The organism is Xanthomonas bonasiae, from assembly GCF_014836395.1.
In the GTDB taxonomy this organism is placed as follows: Bacteria; Pseudomonadota; Gammaproteobacteria; order Xanthomonadales; family Xanthomonadaceae; genus Xanthomonas_A; species Xanthomonas_A bonasiae.
In genome coordinates, this window is the sequence record NZ_JACSQX010000022.1 from 1 (window position 1) to 19,661 (window position 19,661).

At 68.5% G+C, this 19,661-nt stretch carries 17 protein-coding genes; 7 read left to right on the plus strand and 10 right to left on the minus strand.

The features are described from left to right. Positions 1-181: 181 nt before the first annotated feature. The 3 genes from H9658_RS22075 to H9658_RS22085 all read right to left on the minus strand — a co-directional run bounded on the left by H9658_RS22075 (position 182) and on the right by H9658_RS22085 (position 3,974). Complete coding sequence (locus H9658_RS22075) at positions 182-2,143, minus strand: DUF7844 domain-containing protein (protein ID WP_191826965.1); 1,962 nt, start codon at positions 2,141-2,143, stop codon at positions 182-184. Continuing rightward, complete coding sequence (locus tag H9658_RS22080) at positions 2,143-2,460, minus strand: DUF2388 domain-containing protein (protein ID WP_179564365.1); 318 nt, start codon at positions 2,458-2,460, stop codon at positions 2,143-2,145. The genes H9658_RS22075 and H9658_RS22080 overlap by 1 nt, the downstream gene beginning before the upstream one ends. 125 nt (positions 2,461-2,585) lie before the next feature. After that, positions 2,586-3,974: an FAD-binding oxidoreductase gene (locus tag H9658_RS22085; protein ID WP_179564363.1), complete on the minus strand. Its 1,389-nt coding sequence runs from the start codon at positions 3,972-3,974 to the stop codon at positions 2,586-2,588. Between the two features lie 285 nt (positions 3,975-4,259). Here H9658_RS22085 and serA point away from each other — a divergent pair, with 285 nt between their 5' ends. Continuing rightward, positions 4,260-5,501 (plus strand): phosphoglycerate dehydrogenase, encoded by a 1,242-nt coding sequence (gene serA, locus H9658_RS22090; RefSeq protein WP_179564361.1) that lies wholly within the window; start codon positions 4,260-4,262, stop codon positions 5,499-5,501. Positions 5,502-5,688: 187 nt separating this feature from the next. On the opposite strand, the gene H9658_RS22095 is transcribed toward serA, so the two are convergent. Then, on the minus strand, positions 5,689-5,970 hold the full coding sequence (locus H9658_RS22095; RefSeq protein ID WP_191826966.1) for a hypothetical protein: 282 nt from the start codon (positions 5,968-5,970) through the stop codon (positions 5,689-5,691). A gap of 113 nt (positions 5,971-6,083) precedes the next feature. Then, on the minus strand, positions 6,084-6,635 hold the full coding sequence (locus tag H9658_RS22100) for an NUDIX hydrolase (RefSeq protein ID WP_191826967.1): 552 nt from the start codon (positions 6,633-6,635) through the stop codon (positions 6,084-6,086). Positions 6,636-6,804: 169 nt separating this feature from the next. Between H9658_RS22100 and H9658_RS22105 the strand changes: the two genes are divergently transcribed. From H9658_RS22105 to H9658_RS22130, 6 genes are all read left to right on the plus strand, one after another. Further along, on the plus strand, positions 6,805-8,280 hold the full coding sequence (locus H9658_RS22105) for an amino acid permease (protein ID WP_191826968.1): 1,476 nt from the start codon (positions 6,805-6,807) through the stop codon (positions 8,278-8,280). An 84-nt stretch (positions 8,281-8,364) separates the two neighbouring features. Then, the gene (locus tag H9658_RS22110; RefSeq protein ID WP_179564353.1) at positions 8,365-9,801 is read left to right on the plus strand and encodes an amino acid permease; all 1,437 of its coding nucleotides are present in this window, start codon (positions 8,365-8,367) and stop codon (positions 9,799-9,801) included. Positions 9,802-9,810: 9 nt separating this feature from the next. Further along, entirely contained in the window at positions 9,811-10,452 is a 642-nt protein-coding gene (locus H9658_RS22115) for a methylthioribulose 1-phosphate dehydratase (RefSeq protein ID WP_191826969.1), read from the plus strand. A 101-nt stretch (positions 10,453-10,553) separates the two neighbouring features. Next, the gene (locus H9658_RS22120; protein WP_191826970.1) at positions 10,554-11,120 is read left to right on the plus strand and encodes a 1,2-dihydroxy-3-keto-5-methylthiopentene dioxygenase; all 567 of its coding nucleotides are present in this window, start codon (positions 10,554-10,556) and stop codon (positions 11,118-11,120) included. Between the two features lie 3 nt (positions 11,121-11,123). Next, positions 11,124-11,822, plus strand: a complete 699-nt coding sequence (gene mtnC / locus H9658_RS22125) for an acireductone synthase (protein ID WP_191826971.1) — start codon at positions 11,124-11,126, stop codon at positions 11,820-11,822. Between the two features lie 51 nt (positions 11,823-11,873). Then, positions 11,874-12,872, plus strand: a complete 999-nt coding sequence (locus tag H9658_RS22130) for a C13 family peptidase (RefSeq protein ID WP_191826972.1) — start codon at positions 11,874-11,876, stop codon at positions 12,870-12,872. A 1,084-nt stretch (positions 12,873-13,956) separates the two neighbouring features. Here H9658_RS22130 and H9658_RS22135 read toward each other — a convergent pair. The 5 genes from H9658_RS22135 to H9658_RS22155 form a co-directional block, all read right to left on the minus strand. Then, entirely contained in the window at positions 13,957-15,543 is a 1,587-nt protein-coding gene (locus tag H9658_RS22135) for a calcineurin-like phosphoesterase C-terminal domain-containing protein (RefSeq protein ID WP_191826973.1), read from the minus strand. 559 nt (positions 15,544-16,102) lie between these two features. Next, complete coding sequence (locus H9658_RS22140; RefSeq protein WP_191826974.1) at positions 16,103-16,951, minus strand: sulfotransferase family protein; 849 nt, start codon at positions 16,949-16,951, stop codon at positions 16,103-16,105. Then, positions 16,945-17,649 (minus strand): SDR family NAD(P)-dependent oxidoreductase, encoded by a 705-nt coding sequence (locus H9658_RS22145; RefSeq protein WP_191826975.1) that lies wholly within the window; start codon positions 17,647-17,649, stop codon positions 16,945-16,947. Before H9658_RS22145 ends, H9658_RS22140 begins: the two co-directional genes overlap by 7 nt. Then, the gene (locus tag H9658_RS22150) at positions 17,646-18,401 is read right to left on the minus strand and encodes a hypothetical protein (protein ID WP_191826976.1); all 756 of its coding nucleotides are present in this window, start codon (positions 18,399-18,401) and stop codon (positions 17,646-17,648) included. The genes H9658_RS22145 and H9658_RS22150 overlap by 4 nt, the downstream gene beginning before the upstream one ends. 5 nt (positions 18,402-18,406) lie before the next feature. After that, on the minus strand, positions 18,407-19,657 hold the full coding sequence (locus H9658_RS22155) for a coproporphyrinogen-III oxidase family protein (protein WP_191826977.1): 1,251 nt from the start codon (positions 19,655-19,657) through the stop codon (positions 18,407-18,409). Between the last annotated feature and the right edge of the window lie 4 nt (positions 19,658-19,661).

Genomic DNA, 19,661 nt, shown 5'->3' on the forward strand with positions numbered 1-19,661 from the left:
CTCCTACAGGGGGCAGCAATCCCTTGTAGGAGCGGCTTCAGCCGCGACACACCGTGTCAGCAAATCCATTCGCGCCCGATGGCGTCAAGACGCTATGGGGCGCTCTCTGACAAACCCTGTCGTGATCGGAATCGGATCAACAAACGGCTCGCGTCAGCCGCGAACCACCCTACCAGCGCCGTCATTTCGTGTCCGCAGGCTGCAGCAGCGACGGCGACAGCAACTGTAGCCCCCCGCCTTCGTGATTGAGATCGCGCAGCCGCGCGCCCACTGTCGCCAGATTCGTATCGATCTGCCGCAGTTCCGCGCGCAGCGGTGGCGGCAGCAAGGCGTGCAGGCGCGCCTGCAGCGCGGCGCCGTCGCTGCGCAGCGCGTCGATCCGCGCCTGCCCCTGCTGCTGCAGCCATGCGCGCTCCTGCGCCTGCGGCAACCCATAACCGGGCTGGCCCTGCAACAGCGTCGACGGTTGGCTCAACAGGCCTTGCTGCGCCAGCACCGCGCGAACTGCGGCAGCGGCATCCCGGGTCTGCGAACCCGCCGCGTCGGCGACCGTGGCGCCATCACCGGCACCGGCATCCGCGCCGACGCCTGAATCGGCCGTCTTCGGCGCAGGCAGATGCGCCCTGGCCAGATAACGCCGCTTCAACGCATCGCGGCCGCGCTGCTCCTGGCGCCGGCGCGCGGCGTTCTCCAGCAGCAGCAGTGCGGCGCTGGCACGCAGGTCGCCACGCTGCAGCCAGGGCGCGCGCTGCGCCGCCGGCAGGTCCAGCCAGGTTTCCACGCTGCGCGCCGGCAGTGCCAGCCGCGCGCGCGCGACCGCGAACATCGCCGCGTAGTGCGCGCTTGCCGGCGCGAAATAGTAGCCCTGGCGTGCGGCGGCTTCGGCATCGTCCAGCACCGCGGTGTCGGCGATGCCGGCGCGGCCCAGGCGCCGCAGCAGGCCGGTCGGGCTGATCCCGGCCAGGCGCGCGCCGGCCAGCCGCGGCACGCCGTCGTGCAGCAGCTTGTAGGTTTCCACCGCGCAGTTGTTGCTGAGAAAGTAATAGCGCCCGTCGTAGCTCCAGTGCAGCTGCGCGGCGCGCTCCAGCAACGTCGCGCGCTCGTCCGCGGTCAGCCGCAGCGGAATCGACTGCAGCCCGCGCAGCTGCACCTGGGTGTAGTCGTCCACCACCTGGCGCAGCGGCAGCACGAACAGCCGCGACGGATACGAACCGATCAGACCGCGCACGCTGGAGATCTGCACGTCGTCGACGAACGCGCGGAACGACAGCACCTTGTGATACGCCAGGTCCAGGCGGCAATCGGGACCGGGCGCGCGTCCCGGCGCGCAGATCACCAGCCGCAGCATGCTGTGGCCCCAATGGCTCATCGGCTGCGCGTTGCCCTCGGCCAATAGGTAATCGATCGCGTAGACCCGCGCCGGATCCAGTTGCAGCAGCGCCGTCTCGTCGGCCAGCGGATCCTGCAGATAGGCCAGGCCGGGCGCGCAGGCGCTCGCCGGGGGCGACCAGCCCAGGCGCTGCGCGAAATACCGTGCCAGCGCCGGGCGCCGGCACGCGTAGTCGGGATCCAGCAGGAAATGCTCCAGGTTGACCGCGACGAATTCCGTCGGCGACGCCAGTTCGTAGCGGTCCGGGCTGCGCTCGCTGAAGGCGTTGCGGCCCATGCGCAGGCCCAGCCGCATCGGACTGACCTGCCAGCCGGCCAGATCCAGCAGGCGCGGATCCGACGACAGCCGGCCGGCCGCGGAGCGGTCGTAGAAATGCGCCAGTTCGTGCATCAGCGCAGCGACCGCCGGACGCCTCGCCGGGTCGGCGCCGCCGTCGGCGGCACCGGCGGCAGGCGGCGCCATCCACGCGCGCAGCAAGGCCTTGTTCAACAGCAGGTACCGCGTCTGCGCCCTGCCGTGCACCTGCTCGGGCAGGTCGTCGCGCCATTGCAGCGTCAGCGGCGCCTCGATCGCCGCGGCCCAGGCCGGCGGCAGCGTCGGCAGCGTCGCGTCGAGCAGGGCCTGGCTGGCCGCGCGTTCGGAAGCGCTCAATCCGCTTGGATCGACCTGCAACCGCACTGCCTGCGCAGGCAGCGCGCAAGCCAGCCCAAGCAGCGCCAGCCACGCCAGCCGGCGCAGCCGCAGGCGCGGCATCACAGCGCCAGGATGGCCTGCGCCAGTTGCAGGTCGCTGGCCTGCTGCGCCTGCGGGTTGCGCTCGCGCAGCACGCGCAGCGCCGCCTCCAGCTGCACGCCGCGGATGCGGCCGGCGCTGGCGACGAAGCCGGCCGCGTCGTCGCGCGCCTGCAGCACCAGCTTGTCGTCGCCGGAGCTGCTGTCCGAAGACGCGGAACTGCCGGCGGAACCGGCCGAAGCGGAACCGGCGGAACTGCCGGCGAAGCTGGAAGCCTGCGCGAACGCGGGGACGGTCAGGATCAACAACAGGGCGCAGCGCGCGGTCACTCGGTTCATCGCATCGGTTCCAACGGGATCGGGAAAGAGGCGCGGCCGTGGCCGCGCCGGCATAGCCTAGCCGGCCGCCGCCGCGAGCGCGAGCGCCGCCGCCGCCGCGCGCATGCCTGCACGGCGCGCGCGGCTCAGGGATCGAACAGCTTGCCCGGATTGAGCAGCCCGGCCGGATCGAACACGCGCTTGACCGCGCGCATCAGCGCGATCTCCTCTACGCTGCGGGTACTTTCCAGGTACGGCTTCTTGACCAGGCCGATGCCGTGTTCGGCGGAGATGCTGCCGCCATGCTCGGCCAGCACCTGCGCCAGCAGCTTGGTGACCTGCTCGCAGGCGGCGATGAAGTCGGCGTCGGCGGTGGCGTCGGGCTTGAGCACGTTGATGTGCAGGTTGCCGTCGCCGATATGGCCGAACCAGACCACGTCGAACTGCGGATACGCTGCGCCGAGCAGTGCCTGGGTCTGCGCCAGGAACGCCGGCATCGCCGAGATCCGCACCGACACGTCGTTCTTGTACGGCTTGTAGCGCGCCACCGCCTCGGTGATGCCTTCGCGCAGGCGCCACAGCTGCGCCGCCTGCGCATCGCTCTGGCTGATCACCCCGTCCAGCACCCAGCCCTGCTCCATGCAGGTTTCGAACGCGGCCAGCGCCGCGGCCTCCTGCGCCTCGTCGCCGCTGGCGTACTCGGTGACCACGTAATACGGATAGACCGTGTCGAACGGCGCCTGCGCGCCATGCGCCAGCACATGCTGCAACGCGCGGTCGGTGAAGAATTCGAACGCTTCCAGTTGCAGGCGGCCGCGGAACGCGGCGAATACCTGCATCAGCACCTCGAACGAAGGCAGCGCCAGCAGCATCACGTTGCTCGGCGGCGGCGGATCGGTCAGCCGCAGCGTGGCCTCCACGACGATGCCGAGGGTGCCTTCCGAACCGATCAGCAGCTGGCGGAAATCGTAGCCGCTGGAGTTCTTGATCAGCCCGCGGTTGAGTTCGAGCAGCTCGCCGCTGCCGGTCACCACCTTGAGTCCGGCGATCCACTCGCGGGTATTGCCGTAGCGGATCACGCGGATGCCGCCGGCATTGGTGGCGATGTTGCCGCCGATCGAACACGAGCCGCGCGCGGCGAAATCCACCGGATACACCAGCCCGTGCTCGCGCGCCGCGTTGTGCACCGCCTCCAGCGGCATGCCGGCCTGCACGGTGAGGGTGCGATCGACCGCATCGAACGCCAGCGCCTTGTTCATCCGCTCCAGGCTCAGCACCAGTTCGCCGTGCGCGGCCACCGCGCCGCCGGACAGGCCGGTGCGGCCGCCGGAAGGCACCACCGCCACCGCGTGCTCGTTGGCCCAGCGCAGCGTCGCCTGCACTTCCTCCACCGTCGCCGGCAGCGCGATCGCCAGCGGCGCCGGCGTCCAGCGCCGGGTCCAGTCGCGACCGTAGTGCTCCAGGTCGGCGGGGTCGGTCTTCAGGCGCAGTCCGGGAACGGAGTGCGTAAGGGCGTCCAGGCGCGGGTCGGTCATGGGTCGGGATCGGGCGAAGGCAAGCGTTCAAGCCTGCCAGCGTTGGCTAGCGGCGTCCAGTTGGGCGGGACTCGGGACTCGCAGGGAGCCTGGGTCTGACCTTGCCCTCTCGCTTCATGCTGATGCTCCTGCTCTTCCGAGTCCCCAGTCCCCAGTCCCGAACAGATGCAACTGAAACCTTTGCCAGCGTTGCGTCTGCGCGCCCCCGGCGTCCTATTGCGACGCACCAAAACGCAAACGCATCTGGCATAGTGACCGACCTTTCCGCCTCGCCTCGCCGCCGCAATGTCGCCCAAGAAAACCTCGTTTCCGAAGCAGGACATCCGCGTCCTGCTGCTCGAAGGCATCAGCCAGACCGCCATCGACGTGTTCCGCGCCGCCGGCTACTCGCAGATCGAACTGCACGCCAAGTCGCTGCCGGAAGAGGAACTGAAGGCGCGCATCGCCGACGCGCACATCGTCGGCATCCGCTCGCGCACCCAGCTCAGCGCCGAAGTGCTGGCGCAGGCCAAGCGCCTGATCGCGGTCGGCTGCTTCTGCATCGGCACCAACCAGGTGGACCTGGACGCGGCCGAGCTGGCCGGCATCCCGGTGTTCAACGCGCCCTACTCCAATACCCGCAGCGTCGCCGAGCTGGTCATCGCCGAGGCGATCCTGCTGTTGCGCGGCATTCCGCAGAAGAACGCCGAATGCCATCGCGGCGGCTGGTCTAAGTCGGCTGCCGGCAGCCACGAGACCCGCGGCAAGGTGCTGGGCATCGTCGGCTACGGGCATATCGGCACCCAGGTCGGCGTGCTCGCCGAATCGCTGGGCATGCAGGTGATCTTCCACGACATCGAGGCCAAGCTGTCGCTGGGCAACGCGCGCGCGGCGACCGACCTGGACGACCTGCTGGCGCGCTCGGACGTGGTGACCCTGCACGTGCCGGAGACGCCGTCGACCAAGGACATGATCGGCGCGGCGCAGATCGCGCAGATGAAGCCCGGCGCGCACCTGATCAACGCCTCGCGCGGCACCGTCATCGACATCGCCGCGCTGGACGCGGCATTGACCTCCGGCCACATCGGCGGCGCGGCGGTGGACGTGTTCCCGGTCGAGCCGAAGGGCAACGGCGACGTGTTCGAATCGCCGCTGGCCGCGCACGACAACGTGATCCTGACCCCGCACGTGGGCGGCAGCACGCTGGAAGCGCAGGACAACATCGGCGTGGAAGTGGCGGCCAAGCTGGTGCGCTACAGCGACAACGGCAGCACCCTGTCGGCGGTGAACTTCCCCGAGGTCACCCTGCCCGAGCACGCCGAGAGCCTGCGCCTGCTGCACATCCACCGCAACGTGCCGGGCGTGCTGTCGCAGATCAACGAACTGTTCTCGCGCCACAACGTCAACATCGACGGCCAGTTCCTGCGCACCGACCCCAAGGTCGGCTACGTGGTGATCGACGTCGCCGCCAGCGAGGAACTGGCGGGCGTGCTGAAGGACGAACTGGGGCAGATCGCCGGCACTTTGCGGACGCGGATTCTTTACTGACGGGGATTGGGGATTGGGGAGTCGGGATTGGGAAGAGCGGCGGCACTGGCGCATCCTTTTTCCGACTGCGATCTGGCTTGGCGGTGGCTCCGACACAAATGCGGAAGGCCAAAACAAGCGCGCGAACGCGGATCACGCGACGCACGCTCTTACGAATCCCAAATCCCGAATCCCGAATCCCAGCCCCTCAGGGCTGCAACTCGCCGCGCAACCCCTCGCTCAACAGATAGTCGTCGGCCTTCAGGTACCACCGCTCCGGGCCGGTGGTGACCGCCTCCATGTACAGGCCGCCGCCGTCCTCGCGCGGCGGGCGCTGCAGGCTGACGATCGCCACGCCATGCGGCGGCCCGCTCAACGCCAGCAGCGCACGCTGCACGGTGCGCGCCAGTTCGGCCGACTCCATCCGGTCGTCGACCGGGCGGAACGCCAGGCGGTAGGTGAACGAAGCAGCGGCGCGGGACATGGGCATGGACAGGCAACGGGCGCCCAAGGGTACCCAATCCCGCCATGCCCGCCCAGCCAGCGGCGGCCGCTCAGTGCCTGGACCCGCCAGCCAGTCCGGCAGCGCCCGTCACCGGCGTGTCAGCCGCCGCTGTGCGCCAGCCACTTGCCGGCCATGCGCCGCAACGACGGATCCAGGTCCGGCTCGGCCAGCAGTTCGGCGATCGGGCGCCAGGCCAGGGCCAGCGATTCGGCGCTGACCGCGAACGCCTCGTCGGCACCGGCGCGCACCACGTAGCGCGCGTCGAAGTGCCAGTGCCCCGGCACGTCCTGGCGCGCGGGGATCCAGTGCCGGTCCAGGTCGAACAGCGCGCCGTCCTCCAGCGCCAGGCCCGGCAGCCCGGATTCCTCCTCGGCTTCCTTCAGCGCCACCAGCGCCAGGTCGCGGTCGCCGTCGGCATGTCCGCCCAGCTGCAGCCAGCGCTGCAGCTTGCGGTGGTGGGTCAGCAGGGTGCGCGCACCATCGGCGCTGACCAGCCAGGCCGACCCGGTGAAATGGCCGTCCAGGCGATCGCGCACGAACGGGTCCTGCACATCGTCCAGCAACGCCAGGAATTGCGCGGCAACCTCGGCCTCCTGCGGCCAACGGGCGGCATAGGCCTGCAACTGGCGGCGCAGGGAAAGGTCCGGCATGGGCGGTTCTCGCGATCGGGGGCGGCCATTATCGCCGCCGACGGTGCGGCGCGGCTTGTGGCGGCCGTCCGGCTTTGGCATGGTACGACGCTTGCGTGGCCTGCTTGGGCCTAGCGCACCATCGTTACCGGGGCACTACTGTCCCGATCGCCACCGGGGAATGCACCGCATGCTGAAGTCTCTGTTGAGGGTCAAGCCGATCGAGCCCGCCGGCCACGTCGATGCCGGCGAACCGTTCGAAGGCAGCCTGGAAGGCGAAGCCACGCTGAAACGGACCCTCACCGCCAAGCACCTGATCATGCTCGGCATCGGTGCGGTGATCGGCGCGGGCATCTTCGTGCTGACCGGCCAGGCCGCGGCCAATCACGCCGGACCGGCGGTGATGCTGTCGTTCGTGTTCGCCGGCATCGCCTGCGCCTTCGCCGGCCTGTGCTACGCCGAGTTCGCGGCGATGATGCCGGTCTCCGGCAGCGCCTATTCCTACTCCTACACCACCCTGGGCGAAGGCGTGGCCTGGTTCATCGGCTGGTGTCTGGTGCTGGAATACCTGTTCGCCGGCTCCAGCGTCGCGGTCGGCTGGTCGGCCTACCTGATCAGTTTCCTGACCGGCACGCTCGGGCTGCCGTTCCCGGCCGAACTGGCCGGCGCACCGCTGGCCTGGACCGGCCATACCTTCGTCGCCTCCGGCAGCATCGTCAATCTGCCGGCGGTGCTGATCGTGGTCGCGGTCAGCGCGCTGTGCTACGTCGGCGTCACCCAGTCGGCGTTCGCCAACGCCATCGTGGTGGCGATCAAGGTCGCGGTGATCTGCCTGTTCGTCGGCTTCGGCATTTCCCACGTCGATCCGGCCAACTGGCACCCGTTCATCCCCGAGAACACCGGGCCGGGCGAGTTCGGCTGGAGCGGCATCTTCCGCGCCGCCTCGATCGTGTTCTTCTCCTACATCGGCTTCGACGCGGTCTCCACCTCGGCCGGCGAAACCAAGGACCCGCAGCGCAACATGCCGATCGGCATCCTGGTGTCGCTGGCGGTGTGCACGGTCATCTACATCATCGTCTGCGCGGTGCTGACCGGCCTGCTGCCCTACACCCAGCTCGGCACCGCCAAGCCGGTGGCCACCGCACTGGAGCACTATCCGAGCCTGGCCTGGCTGAAGACCGCGGTGGAGATCGGCGCGATCGCCGGCCTGTCCTCGGTGGTGCTGGTGATGCTGATGGCGCAGCCGCGCATCTTCTACACCATGTCCCGCGACGGCCTGCTGCCGAAACTGTTCGGCAAGGTCCACCGCAAGTTCCACACGCCCTACGTCGGCACCCTCTTCGTCGGCGTGGTCGCCGCGCTGCTGGCCGGGCTGATCCCGCTGGACGTGCTCGGCGAACTGGTGTCGATGGGCACCCTGCTCGCCTTCGCCACGGTCTGCGTCGGGGTGATGGTGCTGCGCTTCACCAAGCCGGACCTGCCGCGCCCGTTCCGGGTGCCGCTGGCGATGGTGATCTGCCCGCTCGGCGCGCTGGCCTGCCTGTTCCTGTTCCTGCAGGCGTTCCAGGAACACTGGAAGGTGTTCGTCGGCTGGACCGTGATCGGCCTGTTCATCTATTTCGGCTACGGCATCCGCCACAGCCGCCTGGCCACCAACAAGGCCTGATCTGTCCCCACAGACCGGCGCCCGCGCCGGTCTGTGCGTTCGTCCCTTCGTCCATCGCGCGCAGCGCCAGGCTGGAACCGCTCCATGTTCAAACAACTCTGGGCCACCAAACACCCCCACGCCGCCCACGAGGACGCCGGCGGCCTGGGCCTGCAGCGTGCGCTCGGTCCCTGGGGCCTGACCGCGCTGGGCATCGGCGCGGTGATCGGCGGCGGCATCTTCGTCATCACCGGCCAGGCCGCGGCCAACCACGCCGGCCCGGCGATCATGCTGTCGTTCGTGCTGGCCGCGCTGTGCTGCGCGTTCTGCGCGCTGGCCTACGCCGAGTTCGCGGCGATGGTGCCGGTGTCCGGCAGCGCCTACACCTACACCTACGCCACCTTCGGCGAACTGGCAGCCTGGTTCATCGGCTGGATGCTGGTGCTGGAATACGGCGTGTCGGCCTCGGCGGTGGCGGTGAGCTGGACCGGCTATTTCCTCAGCCTGCTCGACCATTTCGGCATCCACCTGCCCGCGGCGCTGGTCAACGCGCCGCTGGACGGCAAGCTGCAGCGCACCGGCGCGATCGCCAACCTGCCCGCCGCCGGCATCGTGCTGCTGCTGACCTGGCTGTGCTACGTCGGCATCCGCAAGTCCTCGGCGATGAACATGGCGATGGTGGTGCTGAAGACCGGGCTGATCCTGCTGGTGATCGCGGCCGGCTGGAAGTACGTGGACACGGCCAACTGGCACCCGTTCATCCCGGCCAACGAAGGCCCCGGCAAGTACGGCATGGACGGCGTGCTGCGCGGCGCGGCGATGGTGTTCTTCGCCTACATCGGCTTCGAGGCGGTGTCGGTGGCGGCGCAGGAATCGCACCGGCCGCAGCGCGACCTGCCGATCGGCATGATCCTGTCGCTGGTGGTCTGCACCGTGCTGTACATCGCCATGGCGGCGGTGATGACCGGGCTGGTGCCGTACACCCAACTGGGCACCGACGAGCCGGTGGTGACCGCGGTGGGCGCGCATCCGCAGCTGGCCTGGCTGCGGGTGGTGGTCGAGGTCGGCGCGCTGATCGGCCTGTCCTCGGTGGTGCTGGTGATGATCATCGGCCAGCCGCGGATCTTCATGATCATCGCCCGCGACGGGCTGCTGCCGCCGCTGTTCACCAAGATCCATCCCAAGTACCGCACCCCGCACGTCAATACCGTAATCACCGGTATCGGCATCGCGCTGCTGGCGGCGCTGTTCCCGCTGGACGTGCTCGGCGAGCTGACCTCGATGGGCACGCTGATCGCCTTCGCCGCGGTCTGCGCCGGGGTGCTGATCCTGCGCCGCACCCAGCCGGACCTGCCGCGTCCGTTCCGCATCCCGTTCGCCTGGCCGATCTGCATCGCCGGCGTGCTCAGCTGCCTGGCGCTGCTGTCGGCGATGACCGCGCACAACTGGCTGCTGATGGCCGGCTGGACCGTGCTCGGCCTGCTGATCTATTTCGGCTACGGCTTCCGCCACAGCCGTCTGCGTGCCACACAGGCTCGCTAGAATAGGGGCATGAACGCACAGCCTTACGATACCGAACGCCTGCGCACGCTGGCCCAGCTGCTGATCGGCAACATCCGCGAACTGTCGGCGGCCGGCTGGACTCCGGCCACCAGCAGCAACTTCTCGCACCGGCTCGACGCCGCGCATGCCGCGATCACCGTGTCCGGCCGCGACAAGGGCCGGCTGGCCGAGGCCGACATCATGGTGGTGGACTTCGACGGCAAGGCCGTCGGCAGCGATCACCGGCCCTCGGCCGAGACCCTGCTGCACACCCAGCTGTACCGCCGCTTCCCGGAGGTCGGCTGCGTGCTGCACACGCACTCGCCGGTGCAGACCATCGCCTCGCGGCTGTATGCCGATGCCGGCCACGTCCGCCTGGAAGGCTACGAGTTGCTGAAGGCGCTGCATGGCAACCAGACCCACGAGACCGCCGTGGAGCTGCCGGTATTCGCCAACACCCAGGACATGACCGTGCTGGCCGCGCAGGTGGACGCGCTGCTGGACCGCGCCCCGCTGTGGGGCTACCTGATCGACGGCCACGGCCTGTACGCCTGGGGCCGCGACATGGCCGAGGCGCGCCGCCACCTGGAAGCGATCGAGTTCCTGCTGCATTGCGAGCTGGAACTGCGCAAGCTGCGCGCAACCGGCTGAGCCCGGCGCACGGCGCCCGCGCGACAGCGTTCCAGCGCCGCAACGGCGGCTTCCCCACCAGCTGCTACCCTTTTCCTCCCCCAACGCCCTCGCCCGCCGCCATGAGCCGACTCCGCATCTTCGCCGAAACCACTCCCGACGCGCCGCTGTTCGACAGCCGCGATGGCGACGCGATCGCCGCCGAACTGCGCAAGATCGGCGTCACCTTCGAGCGCTGGCAGGCCGACCAGCCGATCGAGGCCGGCGCCACCCCGGAAGCGGTGATGGCCGCCTACAAGAGCGACATCGACCGGCTAGTGACCGCGCACGGCTTCAAGACCGTGGACGTGGTCAGCATCGCTCCGGATCATCCGCAGCGCGAGGAGATGCGCAAGAAATTCCTCGAGGAGCATTTCCACAAGGAAGACGAGGTACGGTTCTTCGTCGCCGGCTCGGGCCTGTTCACCCTGCACGTGGACGGCAAGGTCTATGAGATCGAATGCGTGCAGAACGACCTGATCGCGGTGCCGGACGGCACCCACCACTGGTTCGACATGGGGCCGGAGCCGCGTTTCATCGCGATCCGCTTCTTCACTGAGCCGGACGGCTGGGTCGGCCATTTCACCGGCACCGACATCGCCCAGCGCTTCCCGCGCTACGAAGCGGCGCTGCGCGGCGAGGCGAGCTGAGCGATGGCCAGCCCGCGCGTGATCCTGACCGACATCGAAGGCACCACCAGCAGCATCTCCTTCGTCAAGGATGTGCTGTTCCCCTACGCGCGCCGCGCCCTGCCCGACTTCGTCCGCGCGCACGGCCAGCAGCCGCAGGTGCGGCAGTGGCTGGACGCGGTGGCGAGCGAATGCGGCGGCATCTGCAGCGACGCGGTGATCGTGGAGACGCTGCAGGGCTGGATCGACCAGGACCGCAAGCACACCGCGCTGAAGGCGCTGCAGGGCATGATCTGGGAGGCCGGCTACCGCGACGCCGACTTCGCCGCGCACATCTATCCCGACGCCGCGCCGGCGCTGCGCCGCTGGCACGCCGACGGCCACCCGCTGTACGTGTACTCGTCCGGCTCGGTGCCGGCGCAGAAACTGTTCTTCGGCCATAGCGACGCCGGCGACCTGACCGGGCTGTTCTCCGGCTGGTTCGACACCGAGGTCGGCGCCAAGCGCGAAGCGGCCAGTTACGCGCGCATCGCCGAGGCGACCGGCGTGCCGGCCGCGCAGATCGTGTTCCTGTCCGACGTCGTCGCCGAACTCGATGCCGCGCGCGCCGCCGGGCTGGACACGGTGCTGGTCGATCGCCGCGAGGACTATCCCGAACCGCGCCTGGGCGATGCCTGCAACGGTCACCGGCGCGTGCAGAGCTTCGCCGAGCTGGCGCTCTGAGCTTCGCGGCACCCGCTGCGCGCTAACGCCGCATCTTCTCTGCCGCCCCCCATGCCTTGGTTCCTGCGCAACCTCCGCGTGCCGCACCGCCGCCTGGCCCTGGCCCTGCTGCTGGCGCTGCTGTTGCCCGCCTGCCATCCGGATGCCGGTGCAGCGCAGGCGCAGGCCGATGCAGCGGCGCCGGTCGATCCGATCGACCAGGCGCAACTGCGCAAGGCGCTGAACGCGCTACAGCCGCAGCGCCCGGGCACGACCGACCTGTACGTGGTCGGCTTCGCCGGCGACGCCAGCGAGGACGTGTTCCGCAACGAGACCCAGTACCTGCGCCAGCTGTTCGCGCAGCGCTTCGACGCGGCGGGACGCATCGTCACCCTGATCAACCACGCCGACAATCTCGGCGCCCACGCCTACGCGCCGCAGGCCTCCTACGACAACCTGGCCGACACGCTGCAGCGGATCGGCAAGCTGATGGACCGGCGCGAGGACGCGCTGCTGCTGTTCCTGACCAGCCACGGCACCGAGCAGCACGAACTGTATGTGCAGTTCGGCCCCGGCGAGGACGCCGACTACGACACCATTACGCCCAAGGAATTGCGCGGACTGCTCGACGATGCCGGCATCCGCAACCGGGTGATCGTGCTGTCGGCGTGCTACTCGGGCGGTTTCGTGCCGGCGCTGAAGAGTCCGGACACGCTGATCATCACCGCCGCGCGCCGCGACCGGCCCTCGTTCGGTTGCGGCAACACCGCCAGCGCGACCTATTTCGGCCGCGCCTGGCTGATCGACGCGCTGGCGCGCACCACCGATTTCGTCGAGAGCTATCGCCTGGCCACGGCCGAGATCACCGCGCGCGAACAGGCCGAAGGCGAAGCGCCGTCGTATCCGCAGCTGTATGTCGGCGCGCGCATCGCGCCGCTGCTGCAGCGCTGGCGTGCGCAGCTGCCGCCGGTTGCGGCGCCGACTTATCCCTATCCGGAACCGGAACCGAAACCGGAGACGCAGACGACAGCAGCGCCGGACACAGCGGCCGACGTCAAAGCCGGGCAATAGCGCAGCCGGACAAGGATTCGGATCACCAGGCCGAAACGGCGGGCTCAGTGCGCGCGCGACAGCATTCGAAGGGATGGCGAGGTGGCTTCGCCCTCGCCCTCACACCACCCATCTCTTCCCACGGGCACTTCCTTCGGTCGCCGCGAGAAGATGAGCTTCAATGTGGCGATGGGCATAACCCTCCGCGATCGTACCGACCATGGGTATCGCGCGACGACAGCCTCGCAAGAAGATCCGACAAAGTACGCAGCGCGGCATCGAGTGCATGCCTCTCGCACGCCGCCTTGCGAACAAATGCGAGTGAGTCGCGTTTGATCGTCGAATCGTGGCACTCGCTAGACTTGGCCCCGCAGCAAGCCCGCCAGCCTCACGCCAGCCAGCTGCTCCCGATCCTTCCGCCCGCTCGCCTTCGCTCGCCAGCCAGGATCACCCGCTTTCGACAGCCTCCCGCGCGGAGGCGTTTTTGTTTTCGGGATTCGGAAACTCCACTTACTGGTCTTTTGGTCTGCGGTGCCGAAAAATCCGCGAGCTCCGAAGGGGTTGCCACTCGCGCTCGTCGCGACTGAAGTCGCTCCCACAAGGACTCGCGGCAAGCCAACCGGGTGCACTGTAGGAGGGGCTTCAGCCCCGACAGTTCGCTGGCGGGGCCGACCAGTTTGCCGGCTCGTTCGTCGCGGCTGAAGCCGCTCCTACAAAAGCGCGCAGCAGCGGGCTGGACGCAGTGTGGGAAGGACTTCAATCTCAACAACGGACGAGGTCATCCGTCTCGTTGCCGTACTCGCCTTGATTGGAACCTCTCCTGCAGAAGACGCAGAAAGCCAGCTGGGTGCACTGTAGGAGGGGCTTCAGCCCCGACAGTTCGCTCGCGGGCCGACCGGTTTGCCGGCTCGTTCGTCGCGGCTGAAGCCGCTCCTACAAAGGCGCGCAGCAGCGGGCTGGGCTGCCGTCGGCGCGCACCCGCGCGGCGCTGACGCAGTGTGGGAGGGACTTCAGTCCCGACGCAGGAAGCTGGACCGTTCGTCGCACGCCGCTTCTTGACATCGGCTAGAACCCGTCGATCCACGAGCCGACCCGCGGCGCGCATTCAGGGCGTCGCGTCCTGCAGGCGGTAGTCGGTGCTCGCGCGCTGCTCGCCGCGCCAGCGGTCGAAGGCGCGCACCTCGATGCGGTGCGCGCCGGCGGCCAGGTCGGTCGGCAAGGTGCCGCGCCACAGATGCTGCGACGGGACGGCTTCCGGCGAGCGATCGTAGCCGCGCAGCGCCTCGGCGGCATCGTCGCGCGCGTTCTCGGCGAGCAGGTCCGGATCCGGCCGCTGCACGCGGACCATCGGCTTCCATGCGCCCTCGTCGATGCGATATTCCACGCGGCTGTCGTCCTCGCCCATGAACACGTTCGCGTACACCCCGAAGTCCGGATAGGCCTTGCGGCGCAGCAACCTGGGCGCGTGCAACTGCAGCTGTGGGTCGCCGGCCGCGCGCGCGGCGTGATAGGCCAGCGCATAGTCGCCGCCCCGCTTCACATCCAGGACCGCATAACCGTTCGGGGTGCCGTCGGCCATCGTCGTCGCGGGGATGCCGTCGGCATCCTTGACGCCGGACCAGTACGCGCCGCAGGCCGCGCCGACATTGTATTCGTGCAAGGGCTGCGCGCCGTGCCAGCCGTCGTCGGCGCCGTGGTAATAGTGGCGCTGGGTGTGGGTATGGCCACTGAGCACCAGCACGTGCGGAAACGCCTGCAGCAAGCCGAACAGGCGCGCGCGGTCGGCATGGCGGAAGGTCTCCCTGCCCGGCGCGGCGTCGAACAGCGGGATGTGCATGCCCAGCACCAGCAGCCGGTCTTTGGGCAGCGTCGCCAGGTAGGCCTGCAGGAATGCGAACTGGTCCTCGCGCAGGCCGCCAATGTAGTCGGGCTGCTGCTTCGGCCGATAGACCACGTCGTCGAGGAACACGAAGCTGGCGCCGCCCTCCTCCACCGCGTAGGTGTCCGGGCCATAGATCGCGCGCCAGCTGGACAGCGAGCCGGCATCATCGGCCGCATCGAAATTCAGATCGTGGTTGCCGGGCACATGGAACCACGGCACGCCGAGCTTGGCGGTTTCTGCGTTCAGCGCCGGATACAGCGCCAGGTTGTCGCTGACCACGTCGCCCAGGGTGGTGCCCAGGCGCGCGTGGGCCTTGCCCACCAGCGGCGCGACGATGTCGCGCGCGTAGTAGCCGACATCGGTCGCCGAGGCGGCCTGGGTATCGGTGAACACCAGCACCTCGGTGCTGGCCGCCGGCGCTTGCGCGCGCAGCGCGAAATCCCAGCCGCTGGTGGCGCCGCTGGTCGGCGCGATGCCCGGATACTTGAGCTTGGGCGATCCCGCCGGTGCATAGTGCCGCCAGTAGTCCGGCAAGCCGTTGCCGGCGCTTTCGAAGGCGTAGCCATCGGGCTTGATCACGAACACCGTGCGCCCCGGCTCCACCGCGAGGCTGTAGCGGCCCTGCGCATCGGTGTGCACGATGTGCACGCCGTCGGACACCTGCACGCCGGCGATACCGCGCTCGCCGTTGCCGCGGCCCGCGTGGCCGTCGCGCTCCTGGTAGACGCTGCCGCTGATCGTCGCCGGTTGCGCCAGCGCCGGAAGCGCGGCAGTCAACAGGCAGGTGAGCATAACGACGCGCAGCGACATGGCATGGACCCGGGAAAGCGTAAGAAGTCGCGATTGTAGCCATCCCTCACGGCACTGCGGCGACGCGGCCGCGTCAGCCGGCGCGCCGGTGTGCAGAGCGCACGCCGCTGGCCGGCGGCTTCGCGGATTGGGTCGATGCCGGCCACCACGCACTGATTGAGAGGCTTCGGCCGCGACAGCGCGCTTGTGAAGCGGGCCAGTTCGCCGGCTCGTTCGTCGCGCGGCGCGGCGGAAGCCGCTCCTACAAGGGCGCGCAGCAGCGGACCGGGTGCAGTGCGGGAGGGACTTCAGTCCCGCCGCAGGAAGGCAAACGTTCGCCGCTCGCCAAGCCAGAAACCCATCGCATCAATCCGCGGCGCTCGCGGTGTCGCGTCCTGCAGTCGATATCCGCTGCTCGCGCGCTGCTCGCGACGCCAAGGGCCGAAGGCGCGCACACCCGATGCGGTGTGCACCGGCGCCCAGCGCGGCCGGCGAACCCTGCCGCGCGCAACCGCGGCAGGCCCGAATCCCTGCCAACCTGCGATTTCGCGGGCGACTGACGCGCTTCGGGCCGAAACCGTCAGGCATGTCCCCAGGCGTCAGGCCATGGCCTGCCCGCCGCCGCCGGAAAACCGGCGTTGAGCTCCCGCGCGCGCTGGCGCAGGCGCAGGCGCAGCGCGTCGGGGATCGCGACTCCCCCCTTGCCGGCGTGCAACCGGGAAGCGTCGGGATTCATTTTGCGGCGAAGATGCTCCGGCAGGTCGCGCAGTTGCTTCATCGCCATCGTCCGCACCGCCTCGCGCGCTTGCCGGGAGTCGAAGCTCACCGCAGCGTCCCGGTCGATCCCCAGCCAGCCGCAGAGGTCGCGGAAACCGGCGCCCGGTGCCGCGTACATCTCCTCGAACGTCATCAACCGCAACCGCTCTTCCGGGAAGAACTGGCGCCAGCGCGACAGCGGACCGGTCACGTCCAGCAGGTTGAGGTAGTGCAGTCCGAACGGGAAATACGTGGTCGCGAAACGCGCCTCGCCCGTGCGGAAGATCGCCGCCTCGGGGTCCGCGTCGCCTTCGTTGCCCGTGCGCAGATACAGTTCGTACAGGCTGATCAGCATGTCCGCCGGATTTCGCAACAGCAGCACGATGCGCGCATCGGGATGCGCCTTCGCGATCAACGCCGGCGCCTCGTGGCTGTAGAAGTACCAGACCGAGGCCTCGGCGCGATAGCGCTGATCGCCGGCAACGGCGAACAGCCGCTGGTAATCCGCAGGATCGGAAACGGTATGCGGTTGAGCGGGCAGATCCGCGGCGTAGAAATGCGGTTCCTTCAGCACGGACGCGTAGACATCGGGATGCTGCTTCAGCGCGGCGAACAGCGACGTGGTGCCGCATCGCGGCGCGCCGATGACGAAGAGATTCGGCGCCTTCACCACGGAAAAATCGCCTTGTCCTTGTAGAACTTTCCGGTCTCGCCGCCGCCATCGGCCAGCCACAGGATGGTCTCGGCCCCCTCCTCCGGCGAACGCGGCGCGGCGATGCCGCCGAGCTTGGTCCTGACCCACCCCGGGGTCATGCAGTTGACGCGGATGCCGCTGTCGGCAAGCTCGATCGCCAGTGCCTGGGTCAGCACGTTCAATGCCGACTTCGAGCTTCGGTACGCCAGGTTGTTGCCTTCGATCTTGGTGGAGCTGCCATGGCCGCTGGACACATTGATGATCTGCGCCTGCGCACGCTCGCGCATCAAGGGCAGCACAAGCTGGATCAGGCGCCACGGGCCGAAGAAATTGACGTCGAACGTCGCCCGCGCCTGCGCCTGGGCTTCCGTGCTGGGCTTGTCGCGCACGCCGACGGAGACACCGGCGTTGTTGACGAGCAGGTCGATATGCCCGTGGGCTTGGGCGACGACGTCGATCGCCGCCGCCATCGACGCTTCCGAACAGACGTCCAGTTGGATCGGCGTCACGTTGGTCAGCTGGCGACGCTCGACCGCCAACGCGCCGTCGGCCAGATTCCGGCAGCCCATGTACACATGCACGCCGCGCTGGGCGAGGCCTTCGCATGCGGCGAGGCCGATGCCCCGATTGCCGCCGCTGATGAGGGCGACGCGATCGCCGGCTGTCGTTTCGGTCATGCTGCATCCATCCGGTATTCCGGAAAGCGGTTGAACAGGAAGGCTTCCCTGCGCACGACGAAATCGCGCAGGTTGTCGTCGAAGTAGTCGCGCGCGTGCGGGCGCGCCCGCGCTTCGTGGGCCTCGTCCGGCATGACCCGGCCGTGCTCGCGGACGGTTTTCGACAGCGACGCATCCGCGCCATGGCGCTCGAGATAGTCGGCGAGGTCGTCGTTGAGCGTCTCGGTCCGCAGGAACTCGACCGGATACTCGAACGCCTGCAGGTGTCCCCGATCGAGGTCTTGCTCGCCGATGCCGGCGAATGCGCTCTTGGGATCCTTGCAGAAGAAGCGGATGAACTGCTCCGTATGCCATCCGAGCGCACGCTCCGCCGGCAGCTTCGGAGTGTCGTATCCGCTGGCTACGCCACGATGCACGTTGACGAAGAAGCGATTGGCGATCGCGACGAATGCGTCGAAACCGACCCGGGGATACTCGGCAAAGTCCCGCTGGATCAGCGCCGGATCGCAGTATTCCTGCGGATGCGTCTTCCACCAGCCGTAGTGGTACTGGGACACGTAGCGGTCGAAGGGCGAGCGCATGACCGAGAGGATGGGCTTGCCTCGGTCGGCGTCCGGGATCTCGTCGCAGGTGGCGTGTTTCCGACCGGTTTCCACGGCCTGTGCGCCATACACGCGCCGCAGCATCTGGGTGATGAAGGTTCCGCCCGTCTTGGGCATGTGGATGAAAACGAAATCCGGCGTTATCAGCATCGTGGTCAGGCCTTGAGCGGCCTCGCGTTGCCGGTGAGCCGACGCCTCAACGCCGCGCCGAGATAACGGCCGCAATAGTCGCCGTAGATGACGCCCTCGTCGGTGAGGCGCAGTCGCTGGTCCTTGAGGGTGACCAGGCCTTGGCGCTGGAGGTGCGCGAGATCCTCGGCGAGCATCATGTCCAGGTGCACGCCGTGCCTGTTCTGGTAGTCGGCGAGATCGATCGAGGTCGTCTTCAGCCCCATCACCAGGTCGCGCAGCATATGGTCGGCGCTGCTGATCTCCAGCACCCGCTGGGTCGGGATCAGTCCGCTCTCGACGCGTTCCAGATACGCGTCGATCTCGGTGATGTTCTGCCTGCTGCGGCCGCCGACGGTTCCGAACGCCGACGCGCCGAAGCCATACATGTCTTCGCCGCGCCAACGGCTGATGATGTGATGCTGCGGATACTTCCCTTCACGGGTGAAGGTGAAGTACGTGGACGGCAGGTAGCCGGCCTCGCGCAGGCGCGAAAGCCCCCAGCGCGCGAACGCCATCTCCTGATCCGGCCCGGGCAGCGAGAGCGTGCCTTGCCGGACGTCGTTCATGTAATGCGCGTTGGAGTACAGCTCCATCTTGTACACGGTTACGGCATGCACCCCGAGCGAGACGGCACGATTGATCGAGTGCTGCCAGCTCTGCATCGTCTCGCCTTCGAGCCCGGACAGCAGATCCACGTTGACCACTGCGCCGGTGCTCAGCGCACGCTCGATCGCGCGCGAATTCTTTTCGTCGGTATCGTGGCGGCCGGTCAAGGCGACGACGCGGTCGTCGAAGGACTGGATGCCGAAGCTGATCCGGTTGACGCCGAGATCCGCCAGACCGTCGATCATGCGGTTGTTCAACGTGATCGGCTCGATCTCGAAAACGAACTCCGGCGCGTCCAGCACGAAGCATTCCTCGATCTTGCGCTTGATCCGCCGCAACTGCTCGGGCTGGATCACGCTGGGCGTACCGCCGCCGAAATAGATCGACTTCACGCGCCGTCCGCGCAGCCTGTGCGCGTCGGCGACCAGCTCGATCTCGCGGCACAAGGCGTCGACGTAGCGCTCGCGGACCGCGTGCGAAGATTCGGACAGGATCTCGATCTTGAAGAAGCAGTAGCGGCAGCGCTGCAGGCAGAACGGAATATGGAAGTACAGATGCAGCGGCTTTTCGGACAGCAGATCGGCGTCGCCGGCCGACTTCCAGTAACGCTGGGGCGGCCACGCCACCACGAAG

Bases quoted from the DNA above. Each gene is read 5' to 3' on its own strand.
- H9658_RS22075 (WP_191826965.1), bottom strand. From the start codon at position 2,143: ATGCCGCGCCTGCGGCTGCGCCGGCTGGCGTGGCTGGCGCTGCTTGGG.
- H9658_RS22080 (WP_179564365.1), bottom strand. From the start codon at position 2,460: ATGAACCGAGTGACCGCGCGCTGCGCCCTGTTGTTGATCCTGACCGTC.
- H9658_RS22085 (WP_179564363.1), bottom strand. From the start codon at position 3,974: ATGACCGACCCGCGCCTGGACGCCCTTACGCACTCCGTTCCCGGACTG.
- serA (WP_179564361.1), top strand. From the start codon at position 4,260: ATGTCGCCCAAGAAAACCTCGTTTCCGAAGCAGGACATCCGCGTCCTG.
- H9658_RS22095 (WP_191826966.1), bottom strand. From the start codon at position 5,970: ATGCCCATGTCCCGCGCCGCTGCTTCGTTCACCTACCGCCTGGCGTTC.
- H9658_RS22100 (WP_191826967.1), bottom strand. From the start codon at position 6,635: ATGCCGGACCTTTCCCTGCGCCGCCAGTTGCAGGCCTATGCCGCCCGT.
- H9658_RS22105 (WP_191826968.1), top strand. From the start codon at position 6,805: ATGCTGAAGTCTCTGTTGAGGGTCAAGCCGATCGAGCCCGCCGGCCAC.
- H9658_RS22110 (WP_179564353.1), top strand. From the start codon at position 8,365: ATGTTCAAACAACTCTGGGCCACCAAACACCCCCACGCCGCCCACGAG.
- H9658_RS22115 (WP_191826969.1), top strand. From the start codon at position 9,811: ATGAACGCACAGCCTTACGATACCGAACGCCTGCGCACGCTGGCCCAG.
- H9658_RS22120 (WP_191826970.1), top strand. From the start codon at position 10,554: ATGAGCCGACTCCGCATCTTCGCCGAAACCACTCCCGACGCGCCGCTG.
- mtnC (WP_191826971.1), top strand. From the start codon at position 11,124: ATGGCCAGCCCGCGCGTGATCCTGACCGACATCGAAGGCACCACCAGC.
- H9658_RS22130 (WP_191826972.1), top strand. From the start codon at position 11,874: ATGCCTTGGTTCCTGCGCAACCTCCGCGTGCCGCACCGCCGCCTGGCC.
- H9658_RS22135 (WP_191826973.1), bottom strand. From the start codon at position 15,543: ATGTCGCTGCGCGTCGTTATGCTCACCTGCCTGTTGACTGCCGCGCTT.
- H9658_RS22145 (WP_191826975.1), bottom strand. From the start codon at position 17,649: ATGACCGAAACGACAGCCGGCGATCGCGTCGCCCTCATCAGCGGCGGC.
- H9658_RS22150 (WP_191826976.1), bottom strand. From the start codon at position 18,401: ATGCTGATAACGCCGGATTTCGTTTTCATCCACATGCCCAAGACGGGC.